This window comes from Streptomyces sp. NPDC001157 (assembly GCF_053598255.1).
The window spans coordinates 53,079-74,351 of sequence record NZ_JBSFJW010000010.1; the positions used below are offsets into that span (position 1 = coordinate 53,079).

The window sequence follows — 21,273 nt, forward strand, 5'->3', positions numbered from 1 at the left end:
ATCAACTTACTCGCAAGTAAGGAAAGGTCAATGGGGCGACACCGACGGGACTGGTGTTCTAGCCCTGGCCTCGGTCCGCCTGTTCTATCGCGTCGGCGAGCTGCCGCACGTCCTTGTCCTCGGTCCTGTCCGCCAACCGCTCGGCCCGGTCGTGAAGTTTGCCGAGGCCGGGGTCGCCGGGGAGGGAGCGCCGGCGTTCGTCGCCCTCGCGGAGGGCGTCGGCGAAGTAGGCGGCCACGGCGGCGACCTGGAAGCGGGGGCTCGCCTCCCAGAGGGAGTCGTTCAGGGCGCCGGTCTCCAGCTCGCCGGACTTCTCGTGCGGGTCGCGGGTGTCGGGGTCGAGCCAGCGGACGGTGGCCGTGGCGAGGTGGCCGTCGGCGCCGGGCCTGGTGCGGACGGCGTAGAGGGCGGTGACCGTGTGGCCGGGGCCGACCTCGCCGCCGTCGACGCGGTCGTTGCGGAAGTCGTCGTCGGCGACCCGGCGGTCGTCGTAGCCGACGAGGCGGAACTCGGCGACCGTGGCGGGGTCGAAGGCGACCTGGGCCTTGGCGTCGCGGGCGGTCAGGTCGATGTTCTGCGGGAGCTGGTCGCAGAAGACCTTGCGGGCCTCGTCCTCCCGAGACACGTACACCGTGTGGCCGTCGCCCTTGTCCGCGAGGCGTTCCATGAGGGCGTCGCCGTAGTCGCTGCCGACTCCGACGCCGAAGAGGGTGATGCCGTACTCGCGGCGGGCCGAGGAGATGCGGTCGAGGATGGAGTCCGGGTCGGTGTCGCCGTCGTTGGCGAGGGCGTCCGAGATGAGGACGACACGGTTGGTGGCGTTCTTGCGGCGGCCCTCGACGGCGGTGGCGTAGCCGGTCTCGACGCCCGCGCCGAGGTTGGTGGAGTAGGTCGGCTCCAGGCCGTCGATCGCGTGGTGGATCTTTTCGCGGTGGCCGCCGAGGCGGGTCATCGGCAGGACCCGTTCGGCCTTGTCGCTGAAGGTGACGAGGGCGACCGAGTCGTCGTCGCGCAGCCGGTCCGTCATGGTGTCGAGGGACTTCTGGGCGAGGTCGAGCCGACCGGGCTCGGACATGGAGCCGGAGATGTCGATGACGAAGGTGAGGGCTGCGGGCGGCCGTTCGCCGGTCTCGGCGGCCGGGCGGGTGGCGAGGCCCACGCGGACCAGGGACCAGTTCTTCTCGTCGGTGCGGGCGCCGTCGACGGTGACCGTGAAGCCGTTGCCGTCGGGGCGTTCGTAGTCCTGGCGGAAGCTGTTGACGAACTCCTCGGGGCGGATGGTCGAGGGGTCGGGGCGCCCGCCCTCGGCGAGGATGCGGCGGGCGTAGCCGTAGGAGGCGGTGTCGACGTCGAGGGCGAAGGTGGAGAGATAGTCGGTGGTCGGGGACGGGCTTGCGAACCTGTCCTCGCCCTTCTGCTCGCCGGCCGTCGGGGCGGCCGGGGCCGGGAAGCCCGTCCGGTACGAGCCGTCCGAGCTCTTGTTGCTGCTGTCGGAGCCGCCGCCCGCGCCGCACGCCGTGAGCAGCAGGCCGCTCGTCGCCGTGAGGGCGAGGAGGGCCGCGCGCAGCCGCCGGGTGGGGTGGTGCGGCGGGCGCAGCCGTCGGGTGCGTGGGTGTGGCGTGCCCGGCCGTGGTGTTCGGTACCGCTCCATCTTCCGTGCCCCCTCGGTGCGTTGACGTCGCCTTCTGTGACTGTGACGGCGCAGGGGGTCGGAATGTGCGGCACGGGGTGTTGCGGATGAGTCTCAAGACGGCCACGATCATGGCCGGTCGAGACCGGTGGGTGATCCTCCGTTGACCTAGGACACCACGTCCTTGCGGGCGAAACCCCGGAAGGCCAGGGCGAACAGCACGAGCGCGTACGTTATGGAAATCGCCGTGCCCTGGATCATGCCGGACCACTCGGGGTGCGGCTGGACGGCGTCCGCCCAGGCGAACTGCCAGTGCGCGGGCAGGAAGTCACGCCAGTGGCCGAGGGCCGTCACGGCGTCCAGGACGTTGCCGACGATGGTGAGTCCGACCGCTCCGCCGACCGCCCCGAGGGGCGCGTCCGTCTTCGTCGAGAGCCAGAACGCCAGTCCTGCGGTGACCAGTTGGGAGACGAAGATGAACGCCACGACCACCAGCAGGCGCTGGGCCGCCGTCCCCGGGTCCAGCGCACCGCCGGTGGGGATCTGCAGCGGGCCCCAGCCGTAGGCGGCCGTGCCCACGGCCAGTGCCACCACCGGGAGCAGGATCATCGCGGCCAGGCTGAGGCCGAGTCCGACGACGAGCTTGGACCACAGGAGGCGGGCCCGTGGGACGGGGGCGGCCAGCAGATAGCGCAGGGAGGACCAGCTCGCCTCGGAGGCCACCGTGTCCCCGCAGAACAGGGCGACCGGGATGACGAGCAGGAAGCCCGCGGAGACGAAGAGGTTGACGGCCGCGAAGTTGGCTCCCGACGCGGTGGCCGTGTCCATCAGCGTCACCTGGCCGTTGCGGCCGCTCGGGTCGCCGCCGATCGCGAACGCGATCAGCAGCACGAACGGCAGCGCGGCGAGGATCCCCGCCATGATCAGCGTGCGGCGCCGCTTCAGCTGCCGGACCAGCTCCACGCGGAGGGGCAGCGTGCGGGCGGCCCGGTAACCGGGGGCTGCGTGAAGGGGCTCGGTGTCGGCCAGTGTGCTCATGCGGAACCTCCGATCAGGGTGAGGAAGGCGTCCTCCAGGCGGCGGTGGGGGCCGAGTGAGGTGACCGGGACTTCTAGGCGCACCAGCTCTACGAGGAGGTTGGCGGCTGTGCCTGTGCCCGTGCGGGCGGCTGCGGGCGGTTCATCGGTGAGTGCCGCGATTTGCCGTCGATCGTCTGCGGCTTCGTCGTGGCTGGTCGCGCAGTTCCCCGCGCCCCTTGGGGGAGTTGCCGCGCCGGAGGTGACCTCGGGCCCCTCGCCGGGCGCCAGCCGGATCAGCAGGCCGCCGTCCGTCCGTACCGCCGACTCGACGCCCGGTAGGGCCGCCACCTTCTCGACCAGGGGGTCCGGGATGTCGGAGGCCAGGCCGACCAGGAGGGTGTCGCCCGAGCCGATGATGTCGGCGACCGGGCCCGCCTGGACCAGGCGGCCGCGGTCCATGACGACCAGGTGGGTGCAGGACTGTTCGACCTCTGCCAGGAGGTGGCTGGAGACGATCACGGTGCGACCGGCCGCCGCGTAGCGGATCAGCACCTCGCGCATCTCGCGGATCTGGGGCGGGTCGAGCCCGTTGGTCGGTTCGTCGAGGATGAGCAGGTCCGGGAGGCCGAGCATGGCCTGGGCGATGGCCAGGCGCTGGCGCATGCCCTGGGAGTAGGTGCGGACCGCGCGGGCCAGTGCGTCGCCGAGGCCCGCGATCTCCAGCGCCTCGTCCAGGTGAGCGTCCTCGGGCGGGCGGCCCGTCGCCTGCCAGTACAGCTCCAGGTTCTCGCGGCCGGACAGGTGCGGGAGGAAGCCGGCGCCCTCCACGAACGCGCCGACCCGGGACAGGACGGGGGCGCCGGGGCGGATCGCCTGGCCGAAGACGCGGATCTCGCCGCCGTCCGGCCTGATCAGGCCCATCAGCATGCGCAGGGTCGTGGTCTTGCCCGCGCCGTTCGGACCGAGGAGGCCGAGCACCTGGCCCTTCTCCACACGGAAGGACAGGTCCCGTACCGCGTAACGGTCCGCCGACTTGGCGTACCGCTTGCTCAGGTCCGTGATCTGGAGCGGGACCTCGGCCAGTTCGGGAGCCGGGGACGGTGCGACCGTGCGGCGGCGGCCCGTCAGCAGCAGGGCCAGCGCGAGCACCGCGCCGGCCAGCGGGAGCCACCACACCCAGGACGGCAGCGGGGCGGCCGCGGTCGTCACGCCGGGTGCCGTCGGCACCTTCAGGTCGCTCTTGAGGGAGACGGTGTACGTCGCCGGGGCGGCCGGGGAGGCATAGCCGAGGTCGGTGGAGGCGAGGACCAGTCGCAGCCGGTGGCCCTGCTCGACCTCGTGGTCGACGGCCGGGAGTGTGATCGTCACGTCCTTGCCGGACTTCGTGCCCTCGACGCGGATCGGGGCCACGAGCTGCGAGGGCAGCACGGATGTGCCGCCGCCGGGACCGACGTCGTACACCTTGCCGAACAGCACGGCGTCGTCGCTCGTCGACTTCACGTGCACGGTGACCGTGGGCGATCCGGTGATCCGCAGGCCGCTGCTCACCGGTGCCGATTCGAATTGCGCGTACTGGCCGGGGAAGTCCAGCGACACCCCGACGCCGAGCGAGGACAGCTGGGCGAGGCCGCCGGAGCCGCCGAGGCCGGGCAAGGCGGAGACTGCGGGCGGGCTGGCACCCGCCGGGTTGGCGAACTTCTGTTCCGCGCCCCTGAGCCGCACGGAGCGCTGTCCGCTCTCCAGGCCCGGGTAGGTGTCGTCGGTCGCTCCCCGCCGGACGGCCGCGCCGTCCGTGGAGTCGACGCCTCCGGTGCGGGTGATACGGAAGGCCGGGCCCGTGTCCGCGCCCTTCTCGTCCTTGAGGTACCGGTCGAACCACGCACGCACGCGTGTCTGGACTCGGCTCGTCTCCATGTCGCCGCCGTCGTGCCCGCCGGCGATCCAGTCGACGTCGACCGGGGCGCCGCCCGCGCGGATGGTCTTCGCCGCCGTGTCCGCCTGGCCGAGCGGGAAGAGGGAATCCGTCTGGCCCTGCACCAGGAGCGTCGGCACCTTGATGCGGTCGGCGACGGCGGACGGGGAGCGGGCGGCCAGCAGCTCACGCGCCTGCGCGTCCGGCTTGCCCGACTCCGCGACCCGCTCGTACATCCGGCACAGCTCGGGCTGGAACCTGCCGCAGCCGCCGCCGGAGTTGATGAAGATGCCCGCCCACAGCTTCTTGAAGACGCCGTTCGGGAACAGGGCGTCCGCCAGGTTCCAGTACGTGATCGCCGGGGCGATGGCGTCCACCCGGTGGTCGTACCCCGCTGCCAGCAGGGAGATCGCGCCGCCGTACGAGGCGCCCGTGACGCCCACGCGCGGGTCGCCGGGCTTGTCGAGCTGGACCTGGGGCTGCTGCGCCAGCCAGTCGATCAGCTTGGAGACGTCGGCGACCTCGGCCTTCGGGTCGTTCAGCCCGATCCTGCCGGTGGACTTCCCGAAGCCGCGGGCCGACCAGGTGAGCACCGCGTAACCGTCCTGGGCCAGGTCCTCCGCCTGCTGCCTGACGTCCTGCTTGCTGCCGCCGAAGCCGTGGGCCAGCAGGACGGCGGGGTGGCGTCCGCCGGTGGAGGCGGGGGTGAAGTACGAGGTGTCGATCCGCACCCCGTCCATCGCCATGATGCGGTCGGTCCGCTGCACCGGGGCCTTGTCGTCCGAGGCCACGGCCGTCCACGTTCCCGCGCCTGCGAGTACGACGACGGCGGCCCCGGCGGCGAGCAGCCTCCGGGGCCCCCGAAGCAGCCCTCGCGGGCGGGGCAGTCGAAGATCCATGTCTCAACGGTACGGGGCGTCTCTGACAGTTGGGGCAGACCGCGGGGTGAACCGGGGGTAGCCCGTGGGAGTACGGGGTGATCCGCTTGTACCGCAGGTGCTGTACGGCTGCTGGCTCGGTTGCTTCTCTCGTTTGCCGGGTGCGGGTTCGTTGTGGCTTGTCGCGCAGTTCCCCGCGCCCCTACAAGCGCTCGTCCTCCGGGAGGGAAACAAGCCACCGTGTGTCCTTGCGCGGACGCAGGTACAGCGCCCAGTACAGAGTCGCTGCCGCCGTGATGCCGCCCGTCCACAGCAGATAGGTCGTCTCCTGCTGGCTCAGGATGTACGCCAGGACCGCGATCAGCAGGACCGGCATCGCGGGCCACAGGGGCATGCGCCAGGCCGGGGTGTGTTTGTGGGAGCCGCGGCGGGAGAGGAGGGCGGCCACCGCGACCAGGAGGTACATGCCGGTCACCGAGACGCCCGTGACGCCGTACAGGGTGTCCAGGTTCACGAAGCAGAGCAGGGCGCCGGGGACTCCGACGGCCAGGGTGGCGACCCACGGGGAGCCGAAGCGGCCGAGCTTGGCGAAGACGTTGTTGACGGGCTGAGGCCAGGCCTTGTCGCGGGCCGAGGCGAACAGCACACGGGAGTTCTGGATGACCATGACGATGCCCGCATTGATGATCGCGAGAGCCACGCAGAGGCTGACGAAGGTGCCGACCGCGGAGTTGGACCAGGCGGTGACCATGGAGCTGATGTCGCCGCCGGTCAGCGTGGAGAGGTCCGAGGCGCCCATGGTGATCGCCACCACCGGGACCAGGATGATCACCGTCGAGATGGCGAGGGTGGCGAGGACCGTGCGGGCGACGTTGCGGCGCGGGTGCTCCAGTTCCTCGGAGAGGTAGACGGCGGTCGAGAAGCCCTGGGTGACGAACAGGGCGATCGCCAGGCCCGACACCACCAGCATCGCCGTCACCGTGTCCGGGTGGCCGCCGGAGCCCGCCACCTGCATGGAGACCAGGCTCCCGGGGCCCCGCTCGCTGTGCGCGAAGCCCAGGACCGCCACCACGGCCGCCGCGATGACCTCCAGGACCAGGAAGATGCCGGTGATCCAGGCGTTGGCGCGCAGGTCGAGCAGGCCCGCGAGGGTCGCGAGGAGCATGACTCCCGCGCCCGCGATCGCCGGGTCCAGGTGCACGACCGGTGCCAGGTAGTCCGCCGTGCCCATCGCGATCACCGGCGGGACGATCATCACGACCAGGAGGGAGAGGACGAAGACGAGCCAGCCCGCGAGCCGTCCGGCCAGCGTCGAGACCATCGCGTACTCGCCGCCCGCGCTGGGGATGAGCGTGCCCAGCTCCGAGTAGCAGAACGCCACGGCGATACAGAGGAGGGAGCCGATGGCGATCGTCAGGGCGGTGGCGGTGCCGAGCGAGCCGAACAGGTCCGGGACGACCACGAAGAGCGTGGAGGCCGGGGTCACGCAGGAGAGGGTCAGCAGTGTTCCACCCACCACGCCGATGGAGCGCTTGAGCTTCTGAGGGCCGTGGGGCGCGGCGACGACGGTGTCGACGGGGCGGAGCGTGTCGGTCATGCGCGGTTCCGATCGCCAGGGGCAGCAGATTGCGCTGATGGAATCCCAACGAAAACCAGCGCGTCAATAGCTGTTTACCTACGAAATCCGTAGATCAAAACGGCCTTTGATCGCGGATACGGCACACCATGCGGGAATTCGCAGCCTTTCGCTCGTACGGGAACCGTAGTCCCGAGGCGCAAAAAAATGGGGCCGTCCGCTATACGGACGGCCCCTGACTCCTGCGTCAGTGGTTGCGCGGGAAGCCCAGGTCGACGCCGGAGGGGGCGTCGGCCGGGTCCGGCCAGCGGGTGGTGACGACCTTGCCGCGGGTGTAGAAGTGCGTGCCGTCGTTGCCGTAGATGTGGTGGTCGCCGAAGAGGGAGTCCTTCCAGCCGCCGAAGCTGTGGTAGCCGACGGGGACCGGGATCGGCACGTTCACGCCGACCATGCCGGCCTCGATCTCCAGCTGGAAGCGGCGGGCGGCGCCGCCGTCCCGGGTGAAGATCGCGGTGCCGTTGCCGAACGGCGAGGCGTTGATCAGCGCCACGCCCTCCTCGTACGTGTCCACGCGCAGGACGCAGAGGACCGGGCCGAAGATCTCGTCCTGGTAGGCCTTCGCCGACGTGGGGACCTTGTCGAGGAGCGAGATGCCGATCCAGTGGCCGTCCTCGAAGCCCTCGACCGTGTAGCCGGTGCCGTCCAGCACCACCTCGGCGCCCTCGGCCGCCGCGCCCGACACATAGGACGCCACCTTGTCGCGGTGCACCTTGGTGATCAGCGGGCCCATCTCGCTCGACGGGTCGTTGCCCGGACCGATCTTGATCTTCTCGGCGCGCTCGCGGATCTTCTCCACCAGCTCGTCACCGATCGCGCCGACCGCGACGACCGCGGAGATGGCCATGCAGCGCTCGCCCGCGGAGCCGTAGGCGGCCGACACAGCGGCGTCCGCCGCCGCGTCCAGGTCGGCGTCCGGGAGGACCAGCATGTGGTTCTTGGCGCCGCCCAGCGCCTGCACGCGCTTGTGGTTCGCGGCGGCAGTGGTGTGGATGTAGCGGGCGATCGGGGTCGAGCCGACGAAGGAGACGGCCTTGACGTCGGGGTGCTCCAGGAGGCGGTCGACGGCCACCTTGTCGCCGTGGACGACGTTGAAGACACCGTCCGGCAGACCGGCCTCGGCCAGCAGCTCGGCGATCTTGATGGAGGGGGACGGGTCCTTCTCCGACGGCTTCAGAACGAAGGTGTTGCCGGTCGCGATGGCGATCGGGAACATCCACATCGGCACCATCGCCGGGAAGTTGAAAGGCGTGATGCCCGCGACGACGCCGAGCGGCTGGCGGATGGACGAGACGTCCACCCGGCTGGCCACCTCGGTCGACAGCTCGCCCTTCAGCTGCACGGTGATCCCGCACGCCAGGTCGACGATCTCCAGGCCGCGCGCGACCTCGCCCAGCGCGTCACTGTGCACCTTGCCGTGCTCGGCCGTGATCAGCTCGGCGATCGCGTCCCGGTTCGCCTCCAGCAGCGCGCGGAACTTGAACAGGATCGAGGTCCGCTTGGCGAGCGAGGAGGTGCCCCAGGTGGCAAAGGCGTCCTTCGCGGCGGCGACCGCCGCGTCGACCTCGTCGACCGTGGCGAACGCGACCTTGGTGGTGACCGCACCGGTCGCAGGGTCGGTGACCGGCCCGTACGTGCCCGACGCGCCTTCGACGGTCTTGCCGCCGATCCAGTGGTTGACGATCTTCGTCATGACCGGTTTCTCCTTCACAGATGGCGGCGTCGGGTCGAGACGTGCCGTTCGTACAGCTCGCGGGCCTTCACCGCCGACGGTCGGGTCGCGGTCTCGGCCACGGGTACATCCCACCAGGCCTGCGCCGGCGGCGGGCCCGACACAGTGTCGGCCGTTTCGGTCTCGACGTAGACACATGTGGGTGTGTCGGCGGCGCGTGCCTCGGCGAGCGCCGTCCGCAGGTCCGCCACGGTCTTCGCGCGCAGCACGCGCATGCCGAGGCTTGCGGCGTTGGCGGCGAGATCCACGGGCAGCGGCGCCCCCGTGTACGTACCGTCGTCGGACCGGAAGCGGTAGGCCGTGCCGAACCGCTCGCCGCCCACCGACTCGGACAGGCCGCCGATCGACGCGTACCCGTGGTTCTGGACCAGGATGACCTTGATCGCGATGCCCTCCTGTACGGCGGTCACGATCTCCGTCGGCATCATCAGATACGTGCCGTCGCCGACCAGCGCCCACACGGGCCGGTCCGGGGCGGCCAGCTTCACGCCGATCGCGGCGGGGATCTCGTAGCCCATGCAGGAGTAGCCGTACTCCAGGTGGTACTGGTCCCGCGACCGCGCCCGCCACAGTTTGTGCAGGTCGCCGGGGAGGGAGCCGGCCGCGTTGATGATCACGTCGGACTCGTCCACCAGCGCGTCCAGGGCGCCGAGGACCTGCGGCTGCGTGGGGCGTACGTCCGGCTCGTCGGCCTCGTAGCAGGCGTCGACGCGCTGTTCCCAGCGCTCCTTGTCCTCGGTGTACTCGGTGACGTAGGAGGCCGGGACCTCGTATGCATGCGTGTCGAGGGCCGCGGTCAGCTCCTGGAGGCCGCTGCGGGCGTCCGCGATCAGGGGCAGGCCGGCGAGCTTGTGGCCGTCGAAGGGCGCGATGTTGAGGTTGAGGAAGCGCACGCCCTCGCCGGTGAAGAGGGTGCCGGAGGCGGTGGTGAAGTCGGTGTACCTGGTCCCCACGCCGATCACCAGGTCGGCGGTGCGGGCGAGTTCGTTGGCGGTCGCCGTGCCGGTGTGTCCGATGCCGCCGACGTCCTGGGGGTGGTCGTGGCGCAGGGAGCCCTTGCCGGCCTGGGTGGAGGCGACCGGGATGCCGGTGGTCGCCGCGAACTCGGCGAGGGCCTCCTCGGCGCGGCTGTGGTGGACGCCGCCGCCGGCTATCACGAGTGGCCTGTGGGCGGACCTGACCACGCGCACGGCCTCGGCGAGTTCGGTCGGGTCGGCGCCCGGGCGTCGTACGACCCAGGTGCGCTCGGCGAAGAACTCGTCCGGCCAGTCGTAGGCCTCCGCCTGGACGTCCTGCGGGAGGGCCAGGGTCACGGCGCCGGTCTCGACGGGGTCGGTCAGCACGCGTACGGCGTTCAGGACCGAAGGGATCAGGGCCTCCGGCCGGGTGATGCGGTCGAAGTACTTCGAGACCGGACGCAGGCTGTCGTTGACCGACACATCACCGGCGTACGGGACTTCGAGCTGCTGGAGCACCGGGTCGGCGGGGCGGGTGGCGAAGACGTCGCCGGGCAGCAGCAGGACCGGGAGGTGGTTGACGGTCGCGAGGGCGGCGCCCGTGACGAGGTTGGTGGCGCCCGGACCGATGGAGGTCGTCACGGCGTGGGTGGACAGTCGGTTGGACTGCCGCGCGTAGCCGACTGCCGCATGAACCATGGCCTGTTCATTGCGGCCCTGGTGGTACGGCATGTCGTCCGCGTACTCGACGAGTGCCTGGCCGATCCCGGCGACGTTTCCGTGGCCGAAGATGCCCCAGGTGGCGCCGATCAACCGCTGCCGGACGCCGTCGCGCTCGGTGTACTGGGCCGACAGGAAGCGGACGAGTGCCTGCGCGACCGTGAGCCTCGTCGTTGAGGACGTCATCGGTAACCCTCCGTATGTTCCGGATGGAAGCAGATCCGCCACTCCCGCGTCTGCCCCGGTCCCGCCATGACATTGAGGTAGTACATGTCGTGGCCGGGCTGGGCGATGGACGGGCCGTGCCATCCGTCGGGGACGAGGACGGCATCGCCGGAGCGGACCTCCGCGAGGACGTCCGATCCGCCCTCACGGGAGGGAGATACGCGCTGATAGCCGAAACCGTTCGGGCCGTCGATCTCGAAGTAGTAGATCTCCTCCAGCTCCGCCTCCACGCCGGGCCGGTGCTCGTCGTGCTTGTGCGGCGGGTACGAGGACCAGTTGCCGCCGGGGGTGATCACCTCGACGGCGATGAGCTTGTCGCAGTCGAAGGCGTCGGCGGAGGCGAAGTTGCGGACGTGCCGCAGCCGGTTGCCGCTGCCGCGCTCTTCGACGGGGACCTCCGGCGCGGGGCCGTAGCGGGCGGGGAGTTGTCGCTCGCACTTCGCTCCTGCCAGGGCGAAGCGGCCTCCCGCGCCGGAGGCGATCTGGACCCGGGCGTCACGGGGTGCGTACGCGAAGTCGGAAACCGACGCGAACACGCTTTCCCTGCCCAGGAGTTGGAACTCTTCGTCCGTGGTGCCGTCGGCTGTGCGCACGGTACATCCGCCCTGCAGCGGAAGCACGATCCACTCACTGTCGCCGGTGGTGAAGGTGTGCGTGCCACCCGGCTCCAGCTCGACGATCCGCAGGCTGCAGTACGCCCAGCCGGCCCGCTTGGGGTCGATGTCGAGCGCATGGTCGGCATCCGCGGTGGTGCCCCGCGCGATGTACAGGTCGTTGCCGGTCATGCGGTCCTCACAGCAGTCCTACGGCGGTGTCCACGGCGGCGGCCACATCGCCGTCCGCCGGGTACAGCAGCGAACGGCCGACCACCAGGCCGCGCACGGTGGGGAGTTGGAGGGCGCCGCGCCACTTCTCGTACGCGCCGTCCTGGTCGTCGCCGACCTCGCCACCGAGCAGCACGGCCGGGAGTGTGGAGGTCTCCATGACCTCGGCCATGTCGTCCGGGTTCTCGGTGACCGGCAGCTTCAGCCAGGTGTAGGCCGACGTGCCGCCCAGCCCGGACGCGATGGCGATGGACTTGGTGACCGCCTCCGCCGACAGGTCGTTCTTGAGTCGGCCCTCGTCCGTGCGGCGGCTGATGAACGGCTCGACGAAGACGGGGAGTCCGCGTGCGGCCATGTCGTCGATGGCGCGTGCGGTGGACTCCAGGGTGGTGAGGGAGCCCGGGTCGTCGTAGTCGATGCGCAGGAGCAGCTTGCCGGCGTCGAAGCCGAGCCGCTCGATGTCCTCGGCGCGGTGGCCGGTGAAGCGGTCGTCGAGTTCGAAGCTGGCGCCCTGGAGGCCGCCGCGGTTCATGGAGCCCATGACGACCTTGCCGTCGAGGGCGCCGAGCAGGAGCAGGTCGTCGAGGATGTCGGCGGTGGCGAGGACGCCGTCGACGCCGGGGCGGGAGAGCGCCAGGCAGAGGCGTTCCAGCAGCTCGGCGCGGTTGGCCATGGCGAACCTGCGGTCGCCGACACCGAGCGCGCCGCGGGCCGGGTGGTCGGCGGCGACGATCATCAGCCGGCCGGAGTCGCCCAGCAGCGGCCGGCGGGTGCGGCGGGCGGCGGCCTCGGCTATCGCCTCGGGGCGGTGGGCACGGATGCGGACGAGTTCGGCGACGTCGACGCTCGGGGGCGCGGCCGAGGTCTGCTTGGTCGGGACCACGGTCATGCCCAGGCAGCCGGTGTCGTCCGTCTCGTCCACGCCCTGGCGGCGCTTGCGGGTACTCACAGCACCGCTCCGGCCTTGAGGGCGGCTTCGATCTCGTCCGGCGTCGGCATGGCGGAGGAGCACTCCAGGCGTGAGGCGACGATCGCGCCGGCCGCGTTGGCGTGCCGCATGATCGTCTCCAGGTCCCGGCCCTCCAGCAGACCCTGGCAGAGGGAACCGCCGAAGGCGTCGCCGGCGCCGAGGCCGTTGAGGACCTTCACCGGGAGCGGCGGGACCTCGACGGACTCGCCCTTGCTGTTGACGGCCAGGACGCCCTTGGGTCCCTGCTTGACGACGGCGAGTTCGACGCCCGCGTCCAGCAACGCCTGGGCGGCGGCCTGCGGTTCACGCACTCCGGTGGCGACCTCCACCTCGTCGAGGTTGCCGACCGCGACGGTGGTGTGGCGCAGGGCCTCCTCGTAGAAGGGGCGGGCAGCGGCGGGATCGCTCCAGAACATGGGGCGCCAGTCGAGGTCGAAGACCGTCGTACCGGCCTTCGCGCGGTGGGCGAGGGCCGCCAGCGTCGCCGTACGGCTGGGCTCCTCGCTCAGACCGGTGCCGGTGACCCAGAAGACACGGGCGTCGCGGATGGCGTCGAGGTCGAGCTCGTGGGCGTCCAGCTCCAGGTCGGGGGCCTTGGGCTGCCGGTAGAAGTACAGCGGGAAGTCGTCCGGCGGGAAGATCTCACAGAACGTGACCGGGGTGGGCAGGCCCGGCACCGGGGTGACCCAGCGGTCGTCGACGCCGAAGCCTTGCAGTGCCTCGTGGAGGTAGGCGCCGAAGGGGTCGTCGCCGGTGCGTGTGATCACCGCCGTACGGCGTCCGAGGCGGGCCGCGGCGACCGCGACGTTCGTCGCCGAGCCGCCGAGGAACTTGCCGAAGCTCGTCACCTGCGGCAGCGGGACACCGGTCTGGAGCGGATACAGGTCCACCCCGATCCGCCCCATGGTGATCAGGTCGTACGCCATCGGCTTCCCTTCGTTACGGCTCTCCCCGCGTTTCTAGCCCCGCACGCCGAGCCCTGTCAATGTTTTGTCCAGACATTCGGACGAGACCTTGACAGCGCTTACTTCGCGCACGGAAGCTGACCGGCATGACGTCGCTGTCACCCTCCTCTTCCTCACTGTCCCGCATCCGGATCGGCTCGGCTCCCGACTCCTGGGGTGTGTGGTTCCCCGACGACCCGCAGCAGGTCCCCTGGCAGCGCTTCCTCGACGAGGTCGCGCAGTCCGGCTACGAGTGGATCGAGCTGGGCCCGTACGGCTACCTGCCGACCGATCCGGCCGTTCTCACCGAGGAGACCTCACGGCGTGGCCTGAAGGTGTCGGCGGGGACCGTGTTCACGGGTCTGCACCACGGCGAGGCGGTCTGGGAGAAGACCTGGGCGCACGTCGCGGACAACGCGGTGCTCGCACAGGCCATGGGCGCGTCCCATCTGGTGGTCATCCCGTCCTTCTGGCGGGACGACAAGACCGGCGAGGTGCTGGAGCCGGACACCCTGACGGCCGAGCAGTGGCGGAACCTGACCTCGCTGACCGAGCGGCTCGGGCGTGAGGTACGGGAGCGGTACGGGCTGCAGATCGTCGTCCATCCGCATGCCGACACGCATATCGACAGCGAGGAGAACGTCGTCCGGTTCCTGGACGGGACGGACTCCGATCTGGTGTCGCTGTGCCTGGACACGGGGCACTACGCGTACTGCGGCGGCGACAGCGTCAAGCTGATCGAGACGTATGGGGAGCGGATCGGCTATCTGCATCTGAAGCAGGTGGATCCGGAGATCCTTGCTGACGTGCGGGCCAACCAGGTGCCGTTCGGGCCGGCCGTTGCCCGCGGGGTCATGTGTGAGCCGCCGGCCGGGGTGCCCGCGCTTGGACCCGTGCTGGAGGCGGCTCAGCGGCTGGACGTCGATCTGTTCGCGATCGTGGAGCAGGACATGTATCCCTGTGAGCCGGACAAGCCGTTGCCGATTGCTCAGCGGACTCGGGCGTTTTTGCGGTCTTGTGGGGCGTGAGGGCGCCTGATCGTCTGCCCGGTTCTGTGTGATTGCGGCTGCGGGTTCGTCGTGGCCTGTCGCGCCCACGCGGCGGAGCCGCAATTGACACTGTCCCGCGCCCCTGGGGGGTTGCACTCGTCGCTCGTACCATGAGGCCCTCGGGCTCGGCACGGGAGGGCGGATGGCAGCGGCTGGGGTGCGTAGTCTGTCCGGCCAAGGCCCCTGGGGGTCTTGGGAGACCGTTCTTGCTCGGCCCGATCCTCGGTTGCGGCCCGCGGTCATCAGTTACCGCGGGGTCCGGCTCGCCCTGGACCGGCCGCGGCGGCGGCTGGAGGCGCCGATCGGGGCGGCGACGCTGATGCTCGGGTTCGAGCAGCCGGTCACGGTCACACGGGCAGGGCGCCCGCCGGTGCAGCTCGTGTCCGTGTTCGCCGGGCCGACGACCACGCCGGCCGTCGGCGAGCACGGCGGACGGCTGTCGGGCATCGAGGTGCTGATGATGCCGTGGGCGTCCTTCACCCTCTTCGGGACGCCGCTGTACGAGCTCATCGACCGCACCATCGCGCCCGACGACCTCCCGCACGCCCTCGGCACCCGGCGAGCGGGCGACCGTCGGGGCACCATCCGCGAACTCTCCGCCGCACTGGCCGCGTTGCCCACGTGGGAGCAGCGGTTCGGGCTGCTCGACGACGTGTTGATGCGCTGGTCGCAGGCCGGGACGCCGAGTTCGGCACGGGTCGTGCAGGCCTGGTCCGAGCTGGTGCGGACGTGGGGTGCGGTGCCGGTACGGTCGCTCGCCGACGAGGTCGGCTGGAGCGTACGGCAGCTGGAGAACCGGTTCCAGGAGCAGATCGGGCTCGGGCCGAAGGTGGCGGCGCGGGTGCTGCGGCTGCAGCGGGCGCGGCGCTTGCTGGCTCAGGGGCGCGGGCAGGCGGAGACGGCGGCGATCTGCGGTTTCTACGACCAGGCGCATCTGAGCGGGGAGTTCAGGGCCATGACGGGGTGTACTCCGCGGGAGTTCACCATGGCCCGGGTGGTTCCGCCGGTGCCGCAGCCGGGTGCGCCTGCGGCGGACCGGATGACCGGCGAGGCGACGAGTCTGTTGCTCACGTCCACGCGAAGTGCGCTTTTTTCCAAGACCGGCAGGGTCCGCTGAATGCACGCTGATCGTCCGGCCGGTGATCCCCGGGGGGAGGTCTCCGACGGCACCGCCACGGGGAACCGGGGGAGCCGGTGGGCCGGGCCCGGCGCAGCGGGTCCGGCCCACCTCGCCGACGTCAATGCACCACACCTGTGAACCCACCCGCGTCTTTGCGTCACGCGTGTCACAAACACCTCCGTCCTGTCACGGGTGTCGCATGCACGCGAGGTTTGCGTCACACCCGTCTCACAGACGCTGCCCTCCCCTCACGCTCCGTCGTTGACCAGGCACAGATCTGTGATCGCCAGCGCAGCGCCCGGCTCCCCCGACGGCCGCCCCCGGCCGCCCCCGCGGTGCGCGCGGGGAGGTGCTACCCATGACCGACCGAAGGCTCTGGTCGTACAAGGAGATCGCGGCGCACATCAAGGTGCAGCCGGACACCGTACGGTCCTACCGCAAGCACGGGCTGCTCCCGCCACCCGACCACGTCGAGGGGGGCAAGCCCTTCTGGTACGCGGACACGGTCCGGGCCTGGGTCGCCTCCCGGCCCGGAAACCGCGGCCGCAGAGACGACGAGGCCCGTGACCACCCGACCTCGTGACCTCGTGCCCACCCGGCCTCGCGACCTCCTGACCTCTTTGAAAAAGGACGTGTGAAAAAGGACGCGTGCCCCACCTGACCAGTGGGGCACAGTCGTCTCATGAGCGACTTCTCCGTGAAACCCTTACTGACCGGCGAGAAGACCGTCCTGCGCCCTTTCACCGCGGCCGACGCCGATGTGATCTGGGAGATCATTCAGGACCGCGAGGTCATCCGCTTCACGGGCGAACCGTCCACCGAGTTCACCTTGGAACTCCTGCGGTCCTTGTACGGCGCCCGGGCCACCGCCCCCGACCGGCTCGATCTCGCCGTCACCGACCCCGCCACCGGCGAACTCCTGGGCGAGGTCGTCCTGTACGAGTGGGATCCGAAGGCGCGCAGCTGCACGTTCCGCACGCTCGTGGGCCCGCGGGGGCGCGGCCGTGGCATCGGCACCGAAGCCACCCGGCTGATCATCGGGTACGGCTTCGAGCAACTCGGGCTGCACCGGATCCAGTTGGAGGCATACGGCCACAACCACCGGGCCCTGCATGTCTACGAGAAGGTCGGGTTCGTGACCGAGGGCGTCCGGCGGGAAGTGGAGGTGCGCGACGGCGAGTGGGTCGACGAGGTGCTCATGGGCATCCTCGACCGCGAGTGGGCCGCCCTCAGCTCCACGGCCCGATGACCGTCACTCCCGCTCCCGGTGCCGTCCCCATCGCCGCCAGCGCCTCGGGGGTCTCGTCCAGGGTGATCGTGGACGTGACCAGCAGGTCGGGGCGGAGCACGCCCGCTCTGACCAGCTCCAGCATCGGCGGGTAGGTGTGCGCCGCCATGCCGTGGCTGCCCAGGAGTTCGAGCTCCAGGGCGATCGCTCGGGCCATCGGGACGGGGGTCGTGCCCGTGGCCGAAGGGAGCAGGCCCACCTGGATGTGACGGCCGCGGCGGCGCAGGCCGTACACGGAAGCGGCGCAGGTGGCGGGCGAGCCCAGGGCGTCGAGGGACAACTGGGCGCCGCCGCCGGTCAGTTCGCGGATCGTCGCGGCCGTGTCCGGCGTCGTCGATCCGTCCACGCACTCCACCGCGCCGAACTTCCGTGCCAGGTCCAGGGCCCCGGGCGATACGTCCACCGCGATCACCCGCGCCCCCGACGCCGCAGCGATCATCACCGCGGACAGGCCCACGCCCCCGCAGCCGTGCACCGCGACCCACTCCCCCGCCGCCACCCGGCCCTGCTGCACGACCGCGCGGAACGCGGTGGCGAACCGACAGCCCAGCGCTGCCGCTGTGGCGAACGACAGGCCCTCCGGGATGGCCACCAGGTTCACGTCCGCGTGGTCCAGCGCCACGTACTGGGCGAAGGAGCCCCAGTGGGTGAAGCCGGGCTGGGTCTGGCGCTCGCAGACCTGCTGGTCGCCGGCGGCGCAGGCCGTGCAGCTGCCGCAGGCGCAGACGAAGGGGACGGTGACTCGGTCGCCTGGGTGCCAGGCGGTCACTCTGTCGCCGACCGCCTCGACGACACCGGCCAGTTCGTGGCCCGGTACGTGGGGCAGGGCGATGTCCGGGTCGTGGCCCTGCCAGCCGTGCCAGTCGCTGCGGCAGAGGCCGGTGGCCTCGACCCGTACGACCACTCCGTGGTCGGCGGGGCGGGGGTCGGGCACGTCGCGTACCTCGGCCGGCTCACCGTATTGCTCGAACACCACTGCCCGCATGTGGGCTCCCATCGCCGTCTGTTTCTGCGGGTACATCGTGGCTGGTCGCGCCGTTCCCCGCGCCCCCTTCGGGGCGCTCCCCGCCCCCTTCGCTCAATCCGAACCGCTCGTGGAACCTCCGCAACGGCCCCGGCGCCCACCACGTCGCCCGCCCCGTCAGCCGCATGACCGCCGGCACCAGCAGGCTCCGTACGATCATCGCGTCCATCAGCACCGCCAGGGCGATGCCCAGGCCGAGCATCTTGGTGTTGGTGACCCGGGAGGTGCCGATGGCGACCATCACCACCGCCAGGATCACCGCCGCCGCTGTGATCAGGCCGCCCGTGCGCTGCAGGCCGTGGCGGACCGCCTCGTTGTGGTCGCCCGTTCTGTCGTACTCCTCCTTGATGCGGGAGAGCAGGAAGACGCCGTAGTCCATGGAGAGGCCGAAGGCCACGCAGAACATCAGGACCGGCAGGGTGGTCTCTATGGAGCCGGGGCTGGTGAAGCCGAGCAGGCCGGACAGGTGGCCGTCCTGGAAGACCCAGACCACCGCGCCGAACATGGCGGTCAGGCTGAGCGCGTTCAGCACCACCGCCTGGATCGGTATCAGCACGCTGCCGGTCAGCAGGAAGACCAGGAGCAGGGTGACGATCGCTATGAAGGCGGCCGCCCAGGGCAGGCGCTCGGCTATCGCGTGCTTGGAGTCGACCAGGACGGCCGCCGTGCCCGTGACCTTGGTGTCGAAGGGGGCGTGGGTGGCGCGCAGTTCACCCACCAGGCGCTGGGCCGCGTCGTCCACGGCCTCCCCCTTCGGCAGCACGGTGAAGTACGCCGACTCTCCCTTCACCAGCGGGCCGTCGACCCTCAGCACGCCGGGCAGGGCCGCTATGCGGTCCTTGTACGCGGTGTACTGGGCGGGGGTCGAGTTGCCCTCGGCGAGCACCTCCAGGCCGCCTCCGGGGCTGCCCGGGAAGCCGTCGCGGATGTGCTGCTGGACGACGTGGGACTCCGCGGTCGAGGGGAGCTGGCGGTCGTCCGCGGTGCCGAACTTCACGCCCAGGAACGGCAGTCCGAGGACGATCAGGACCGCGGTGGTCGCCACGGCGAAGAGCGGGGCCCGGCGCATCACCAGGGTCGCCGTCCGCGCCCACGCCGTGCCTTCCTCGCCGGAGGTCCTCGGCGCCCGTCCGCGCCGGAACAGGCGGCGCAGATCCAGGGAGTTGACCCGGTGTCCCAGCAGGACCAGGGCTGCCGGGAGCAGGATCAGCGCGGCCGCCGCGGCCAGCAGGACCACCGCTATGCCGGCGTATGCGAAGGACCGCAGGAAGTACTGCGGGAAGAGCAGCATCGCCGCGAGGGAAACCGCGACCGTGAGGGAGGAGAAGAGGACTGTGCGTCCGGCGGTGCGCAGGGTGGTGCCCACCGCCGTCAACGGCTCGGCGCCCGTGGACAGTTCCTCACGGAAGCGGCGGACGATGAACAGTGCGTAGTCGATGGCCAGGCCCAGGCCCAGGGCCGTGGTGAGGTTCATCGCGAAGACCGAGACGTCGGTGAACTCGGTCAGGCCGCGCAGCACGGCGTTCGTGCCGAGGATCGCGACGATGCCGATGCCCAGCGGCAGCAGGGCGGCGATCGCCGACCCGAAGACCATCACCAGCAGCACGAGGGTCACCGGCAGGGCGATCATCTCGGCGCGGGTCAGGTCCTCCTTGATGATCGTCTGCATCTCGTGCCGCACGGCGACTTGGCCGCCGACCTTCACCTGCACCGGGCCGTGTGTGCCGCGGTAGTGGGGCGCGATGCGGTCCAGGGTGTCGCCCATCGCCTTCTCGTCGCCGGTTATGTGCGCGGCGATCAGCGCCTCGTGGCCGTCCTTCGCGCGGAAGGCCGGCGACTTGGACTGCCAGTAGGAACCGACGCCTATGACGCCCTTCTCACCGGCCAGGCGCGCGGTGAGGCGCCGGGCCTGGGCGGCGACGGCAGGAGCGTCCACCGAGGAGCGGCCCGAGTCGACGAGCAGCAGCAGATTGGGCTGGGAGTCCGGGAACTCGCGCTCCAGTGCCTTGGTCGCGTACGTCGACTGAGCGTCCGGGTCCTCCCAGCCGCCGCTGCCCAGGCGGTCTGCGACCCCACTGCCGGCCAGCACGGCGAGCGCGGTGATGACCAGGGCCACCAAGAGCGACAGCCGCGGGCGGGCGGTCACGAAGCGGGTCCAGCCCCCGGGGCGCGGTGGCTTGTTGACTTCGGTCATCGTGCGGTGTCCCCTTCACCGTGGAAACCATAAACTGACAAACACGAGACAGCGCTCGCGTTTCACCTGGACCCAGAATGCGAGCGACCGCTCGTGTTTGTCAATCGCGTTCGGAGAACTGGGGATAACGCGTGCCCGAGAACTCACAGAAGGAACAGCCGCGCCGCCGCCAGGCACGCGGCGAGCGCCGCATCGCCCAGCTCCTGGAGGCCGCCGCCTCGGTCTTCTGCACCACCGGCTACACGGCCGCCAGCACCAACGCCATCGCCCGCGAGGCCGGCGTCTCGCCGGGCACGCTGTACCAGTTCTTCCCGAACAAGGAAGCGATCGCGATCGAGCTGGGCGACCGGCTGATGCACGAGATGCGGGAGACGTACGGCGAGGCACTCGCGCCGGTCGACCCCGCGACCCCACTGGAGGAGGCGGTCGGCGCCGCCGTGGACCGGTTCATCGCCTTCAACTGCGACCACCCGGTGTTCTTCGCACTGATGCACGGCCCCGACATCCCGGGCCGGATCGCCGAGGAGCACGACGCCCTGCACGCGACCCTGGTCTCCCGCATCGAGACCCTGCTGTTCTCCCTGCTGCCGGACGCACCCCCGGCCGACGTCACGCGCACCGCACATGTCCTGCTCGGCATGTACAAGGCAGGCCTGGAGCTGGTACTCGCCCACGAGGGCGCCGAGCGCGACGCGTACACCCAGGAGATCAAGAACGTACTGATCCGCTATCTCGAACCTCTGGTCGGCGACCGGCTGGGCACCTCGGGAGGCACGGGCGCCGCCACGACTCGCACCGCCTGAGTGCCGCACCCCTCCTTGGATGGGTACCCCCTAGGGGTATAGTGTGGAGAGTGGAGGGCCTCCCGTGGGCCCCCGCAGCCCCACACGCCTCGACGAGGAGAACGACATGACCGCCCAGACCGACACCCCGGGTACCGTCACCGCCGTCTACAAGGTGAGCGGCATGAGCTGCGGACACTGCGAGGGTTCCGTCTCCGGCGAGATCCTCGAGCTCCCCGGTGTCAGCTCGGTGACGGCCGTCGCCGCGTCCGGTGAGGTCACCGTCGTCTCCGCGGCCCCGCTCGACGAGGCCGCCGTACGCGCCGCGGTGGACGAGGCGGGCTTCGAGCTCGTCGGCCAGGCCTGACAGCAG

At 70.8% G+C, this 21,273-nt stretch carries 17 protein-coding genes; 6 read left to right on the forward strand and 11 right to left on the reverse strand.

All coding sequences use genetic code 11. The features are described from left to right. Positions 1–58 precede the first annotated feature (58 nt). The 9 genes from ACWDAG_RS19895 to iolC all read right to left on the reverse strand — a co-directional run bounded on the left by ACWDAG_RS19895 (position 59) and on the right by iolC (position 13,425). Positions 59–1,651, reverse strand: coding sequence for a YfbK domain-containing protein (locus ACWDAG_RS19895; RefSeq protein ID WP_450696901.1), 1,593 nt, complete (start codon positions 1,649–1,651; stop codon positions 59–61). A gap of 147 nt (positions 1,652–1,798) precedes the next feature. Further along, on the reverse strand, positions 1,799–2,668 hold the full coding sequence (locus ACWDAG_RS19900; protein WP_450696902.1) for an ABC transporter permease: 870 nt from the start codon (positions 2,666–2,668) through the stop codon (positions 1,799–1,801). After that, complete coding sequence (locus ACWDAG_RS19905; RefSeq protein ID WP_450696903.1) at positions 2,665–5,460, reverse strand: CocE/NonD family hydrolase; 2,796 nt, start codon at positions 5,458–5,460, stop codon at positions 2,665–2,667. Before ACWDAG_RS19905 ends, ACWDAG_RS19900 begins: the two co-directional genes overlap by 4 nt. 181 nt (positions 5,461–5,641) lie before the next feature. Then, a complete protein-coding gene (locus ACWDAG_RS19910; RefSeq protein WP_450696904.1) occupies positions 5,642–7,036 on the reverse strand; it encodes an APC family permease in 1,395 nt (464 codons plus the stop codon). 226 nt (positions 7,037–7,262) lie between these two features. Next, positions 7,263–8,765 (reverse strand): CoA-acylating methylmalonate-semialdehyde dehydrogenase, encoded by a 1,503-nt coding sequence (mmsA, locus tag ACWDAG_RS19915; RefSeq protein WP_450696905.1) that lies wholly within the window; start codon positions 8,763–8,765, stop codon positions 7,263–7,265. A gap of 14 nt (positions 8,766–8,779) precedes the next feature. Continuing rightward, on the reverse strand, positions 8,780–10,666 hold the full coding sequence (gene iolD, locus ACWDAG_RS19920; RefSeq protein WP_450696906.1) for a 3D-(3,5/4)-trihydroxycyclohexane-1,2-dione acylhydrolase (decyclizing): 1,887 nt from the start codon (positions 10,664–10,666) through the stop codon (positions 8,780–8,782). Further along, positions 10,663–11,490 carry a 5-deoxy-glucuronate isomerase gene (gene iolB / locus ACWDAG_RS19925; RefSeq protein WP_450696907.1) on the reverse strand — a complete coding sequence of 276 codons (828 nt, stop codon included), beginning with the start codon at positions 11,488–11,490 and terminating at the stop codon, positions 10,663–10,665. Before iolB ends, iolD begins: the two co-directional genes overlap by 4 nt. Positions 11,491–11,497: 7 nt before the next feature. After that, entirely contained in the window at positions 11,498–12,418 is a 921-nt protein-coding gene (locus ACWDAG_RS19930; protein WP_450697060.1) for a Cgl0159 family (beta/alpha)8-fold protein, read from the reverse strand. Positions 12,419–12,474: 56 nt separating this feature from the next. Continuing rightward, positions 12,475–13,425: a 5-dehydro-2-deoxygluconokinase gene (gene iolC, locus ACWDAG_RS19935; protein WP_450696908.1), complete on the reverse strand. Its 951-nt coding sequence runs from the start codon at positions 13,423–13,425 to the stop codon at positions 12,475–12,477. A 125-nt stretch (positions 13,426–13,550) separates the two neighbouring features. Here iolC and ACWDAG_RS19940 point away from each other — a divergent pair, with 125 nt between their 5' ends. The 4 genes from ACWDAG_RS19940 (at position 13,551) to ACWDAG_RS19955 (ending at position 16,861) form a co-directional block, all read left to right on the forward strand. Then, positions 13,551–14,471, forward strand: coding sequence for a sugar phosphate isomerase/epimerase family protein (locus tag ACWDAG_RS19940; protein ID WP_450696909.1), 921 nt, complete (start codon positions 13,551–13,553; stop codon positions 14,469–14,471). A gap of 289 nt (positions 14,472–14,760) precedes the next feature. Continuing rightward, a complete protein-coding gene (locus ACWDAG_RS19945; protein ID WP_450697061.1) occupies positions 14,761–15,609 on the forward strand; it encodes a helix-turn-helix domain-containing protein in 849 nt (282 codons plus the stop codon). 361 nt (positions 15,610–15,970) lie between these two features. Further along, complete coding sequence (locus ACWDAG_RS19950; protein ID WP_450696910.1) at positions 15,971–16,195, forward strand: helix-turn-helix transcriptional regulator; 225 nt, start codon at positions 15,971–15,973, stop codon at positions 16,193–16,195. Between the two features lie 99 nt (positions 16,196–16,294). Then, the gene (locus tag ACWDAG_RS19955) at positions 16,295–16,861 is read left to right on the forward strand and encodes a GNAT family N-acetyltransferase (protein WP_450696911.1); all 567 of its coding nucleotides are present in this window, start codon (positions 16,295–16,297) and stop codon (positions 16,859–16,861) included. Here the strand turns inward: ACWDAG_RS19955 and ACWDAG_RS19960 are convergent. Both ACWDAG_RS19960 and ACWDAG_RS19965 read right to left on the reverse strand, forming a co-directional pair. Then, positions 16,842–17,885, reverse strand: coding sequence for a zinc-dependent alcohol dehydrogenase family protein (locus tag ACWDAG_RS19960; RefSeq protein WP_450696912.1), 1,044 nt, complete (start codon positions 17,883–17,885; stop codon positions 16,842–16,844). The genes ACWDAG_RS19955 and ACWDAG_RS19960 overlap by 20 nt on opposite strands. After that, the gene (locus ACWDAG_RS19965; RefSeq protein ID WP_450696913.1) at positions 17,854–20,118 is read right to left on the reverse strand and encodes an MMPL family transporter; all 2,265 of its coding nucleotides are present in this window, start codon (positions 20,116–20,118) and stop codon (positions 17,854–17,856) included. The genes ACWDAG_RS19960 and ACWDAG_RS19965 overlap by 32 nt, the downstream gene beginning before the upstream one ends. Before the next feature lie 131 nt (positions 20,119–20,249). Here ACWDAG_RS19965 and ACWDAG_RS19970 point away from each other — a divergent pair, with 131 nt between their 5' ends. Then, positions 20,250–20,921, forward strand: a complete 672-nt coding sequence (locus tag ACWDAG_RS19970; RefSeq protein ID WP_450696914.1) for a TetR family transcriptional regulator — start codon at positions 20,250–20,252, stop codon at positions 20,919–20,921. Between the two features lie 106 nt (positions 20,922–21,027). Next, positions 21,028–21,267 (forward strand): heavy-metal-associated domain-containing protein, encoded by a 240-nt coding sequence (locus tag ACWDAG_RS19975; protein ID WP_390663832.1) that lies wholly within the window; start codon positions 21,028–21,030, stop codon positions 21,265–21,267. The last annotated feature ends 6 nt before the right edge of the window (positions 21,268–21,273 follow it).

Bases quoted from the DNA above. Each gene is read 5' to 3' on its own strand.
- ACWDAG_RS19960 (WP_450696912.1), bottom strand. From the start codon at position 17,885: ATGCGGGCAGTGGTGTTCGAGCAATACGGTGAGCCGGCCGAGGTACGC.
- ACWDAG_RS19895 (WP_450696901.1), bottom strand. From the start codon at position 1,651: ATGGAGCGGTACCGAACACCACGGCCGGGCACGCCACACCCACGCACC.
- ACWDAG_RS19965 (WP_450696913.1), bottom strand. From the start codon at position 20,118: ATGACCGAAGTCAACAAGCCACCGCGCCCCGGGGGCTGGACCCGCTTC.
- iolD (WP_450696906.1), bottom strand. From the start codon at position 10,666: ATGACGTCCTCAACGACGAGGCTCACGGTCGCGCAGGCACTCGTCCGC.
- ACWDAG_RS19975 (WP_390663832.1), top strand. From the start codon at position 21,028: ATGACCGCCCAGACCGACACCCCGGGTACCGTCACCGCCGTCTACAAG.
- ACWDAG_RS19950 (WP_450696910.1), top strand. From the start codon at position 15,971: ATGACCGACCGAAGGCTCTGGTCGTACAAGGAGATCGCGGCGCACATC.
- iolC (WP_450696908.1), bottom strand. From the start codon at position 13,425: ATGGCGTACGACCTGATCACCATGGGGCGGATCGGGGTGGACCTGTAT.
- ACWDAG_RS19930 (WP_450697060.1), bottom strand. From the start codon at position 12,418: ATGACCGTGGTCCCGACCAAGCAGACCTCGGCCGCGCCCCCGAGCGTC.
- iolB (WP_450696907.1), bottom strand. From the start codon at position 11,490: ATGACCGGCAACGACCTGTACATCGCGCGGGGCACCACCGCGGATGCC.
- ACWDAG_RS19955 (WP_450696911.1), top strand. From the start codon at position 16,295: ATGAGCGACTTCTCCGTGAAACCCTTACTGACCGGCGAGAAGACCGTC.
- ACWDAG_RS19905 (WP_450696903.1), bottom strand. From the start codon at position 5,460: ATGGATCTTCGACTGCCCCGCCCGCGAGGGCTGCTTCGGGGGCCCCGG.
- ACWDAG_RS19910 (WP_450696904.1), bottom strand. From the start codon at position 7,036: ATGACCGACACGCTCCGCCCCGTCGACACCGTCGTCGCCGCGCCCCAC.
- mmsA (WP_450696905.1), bottom strand. From the start codon at position 8,765: ATGACGAAGATCGTCAACCACTGGATCGGCGGCAAGACCGTCGAAGGC.
- ACWDAG_RS19900 (WP_450696902.1), bottom strand. From the start codon at position 2,668: ATGAGCACACTGGCCGACACCGAGCCCCTTCACGCAGCCCCCGGTTAC.
- ACWDAG_RS19940 (WP_450696909.1), top strand. From the start codon at position 13,551: ATGACGTCGCTGTCACCCTCCTCTTCCTCACTGTCCCGCATCCGGATC.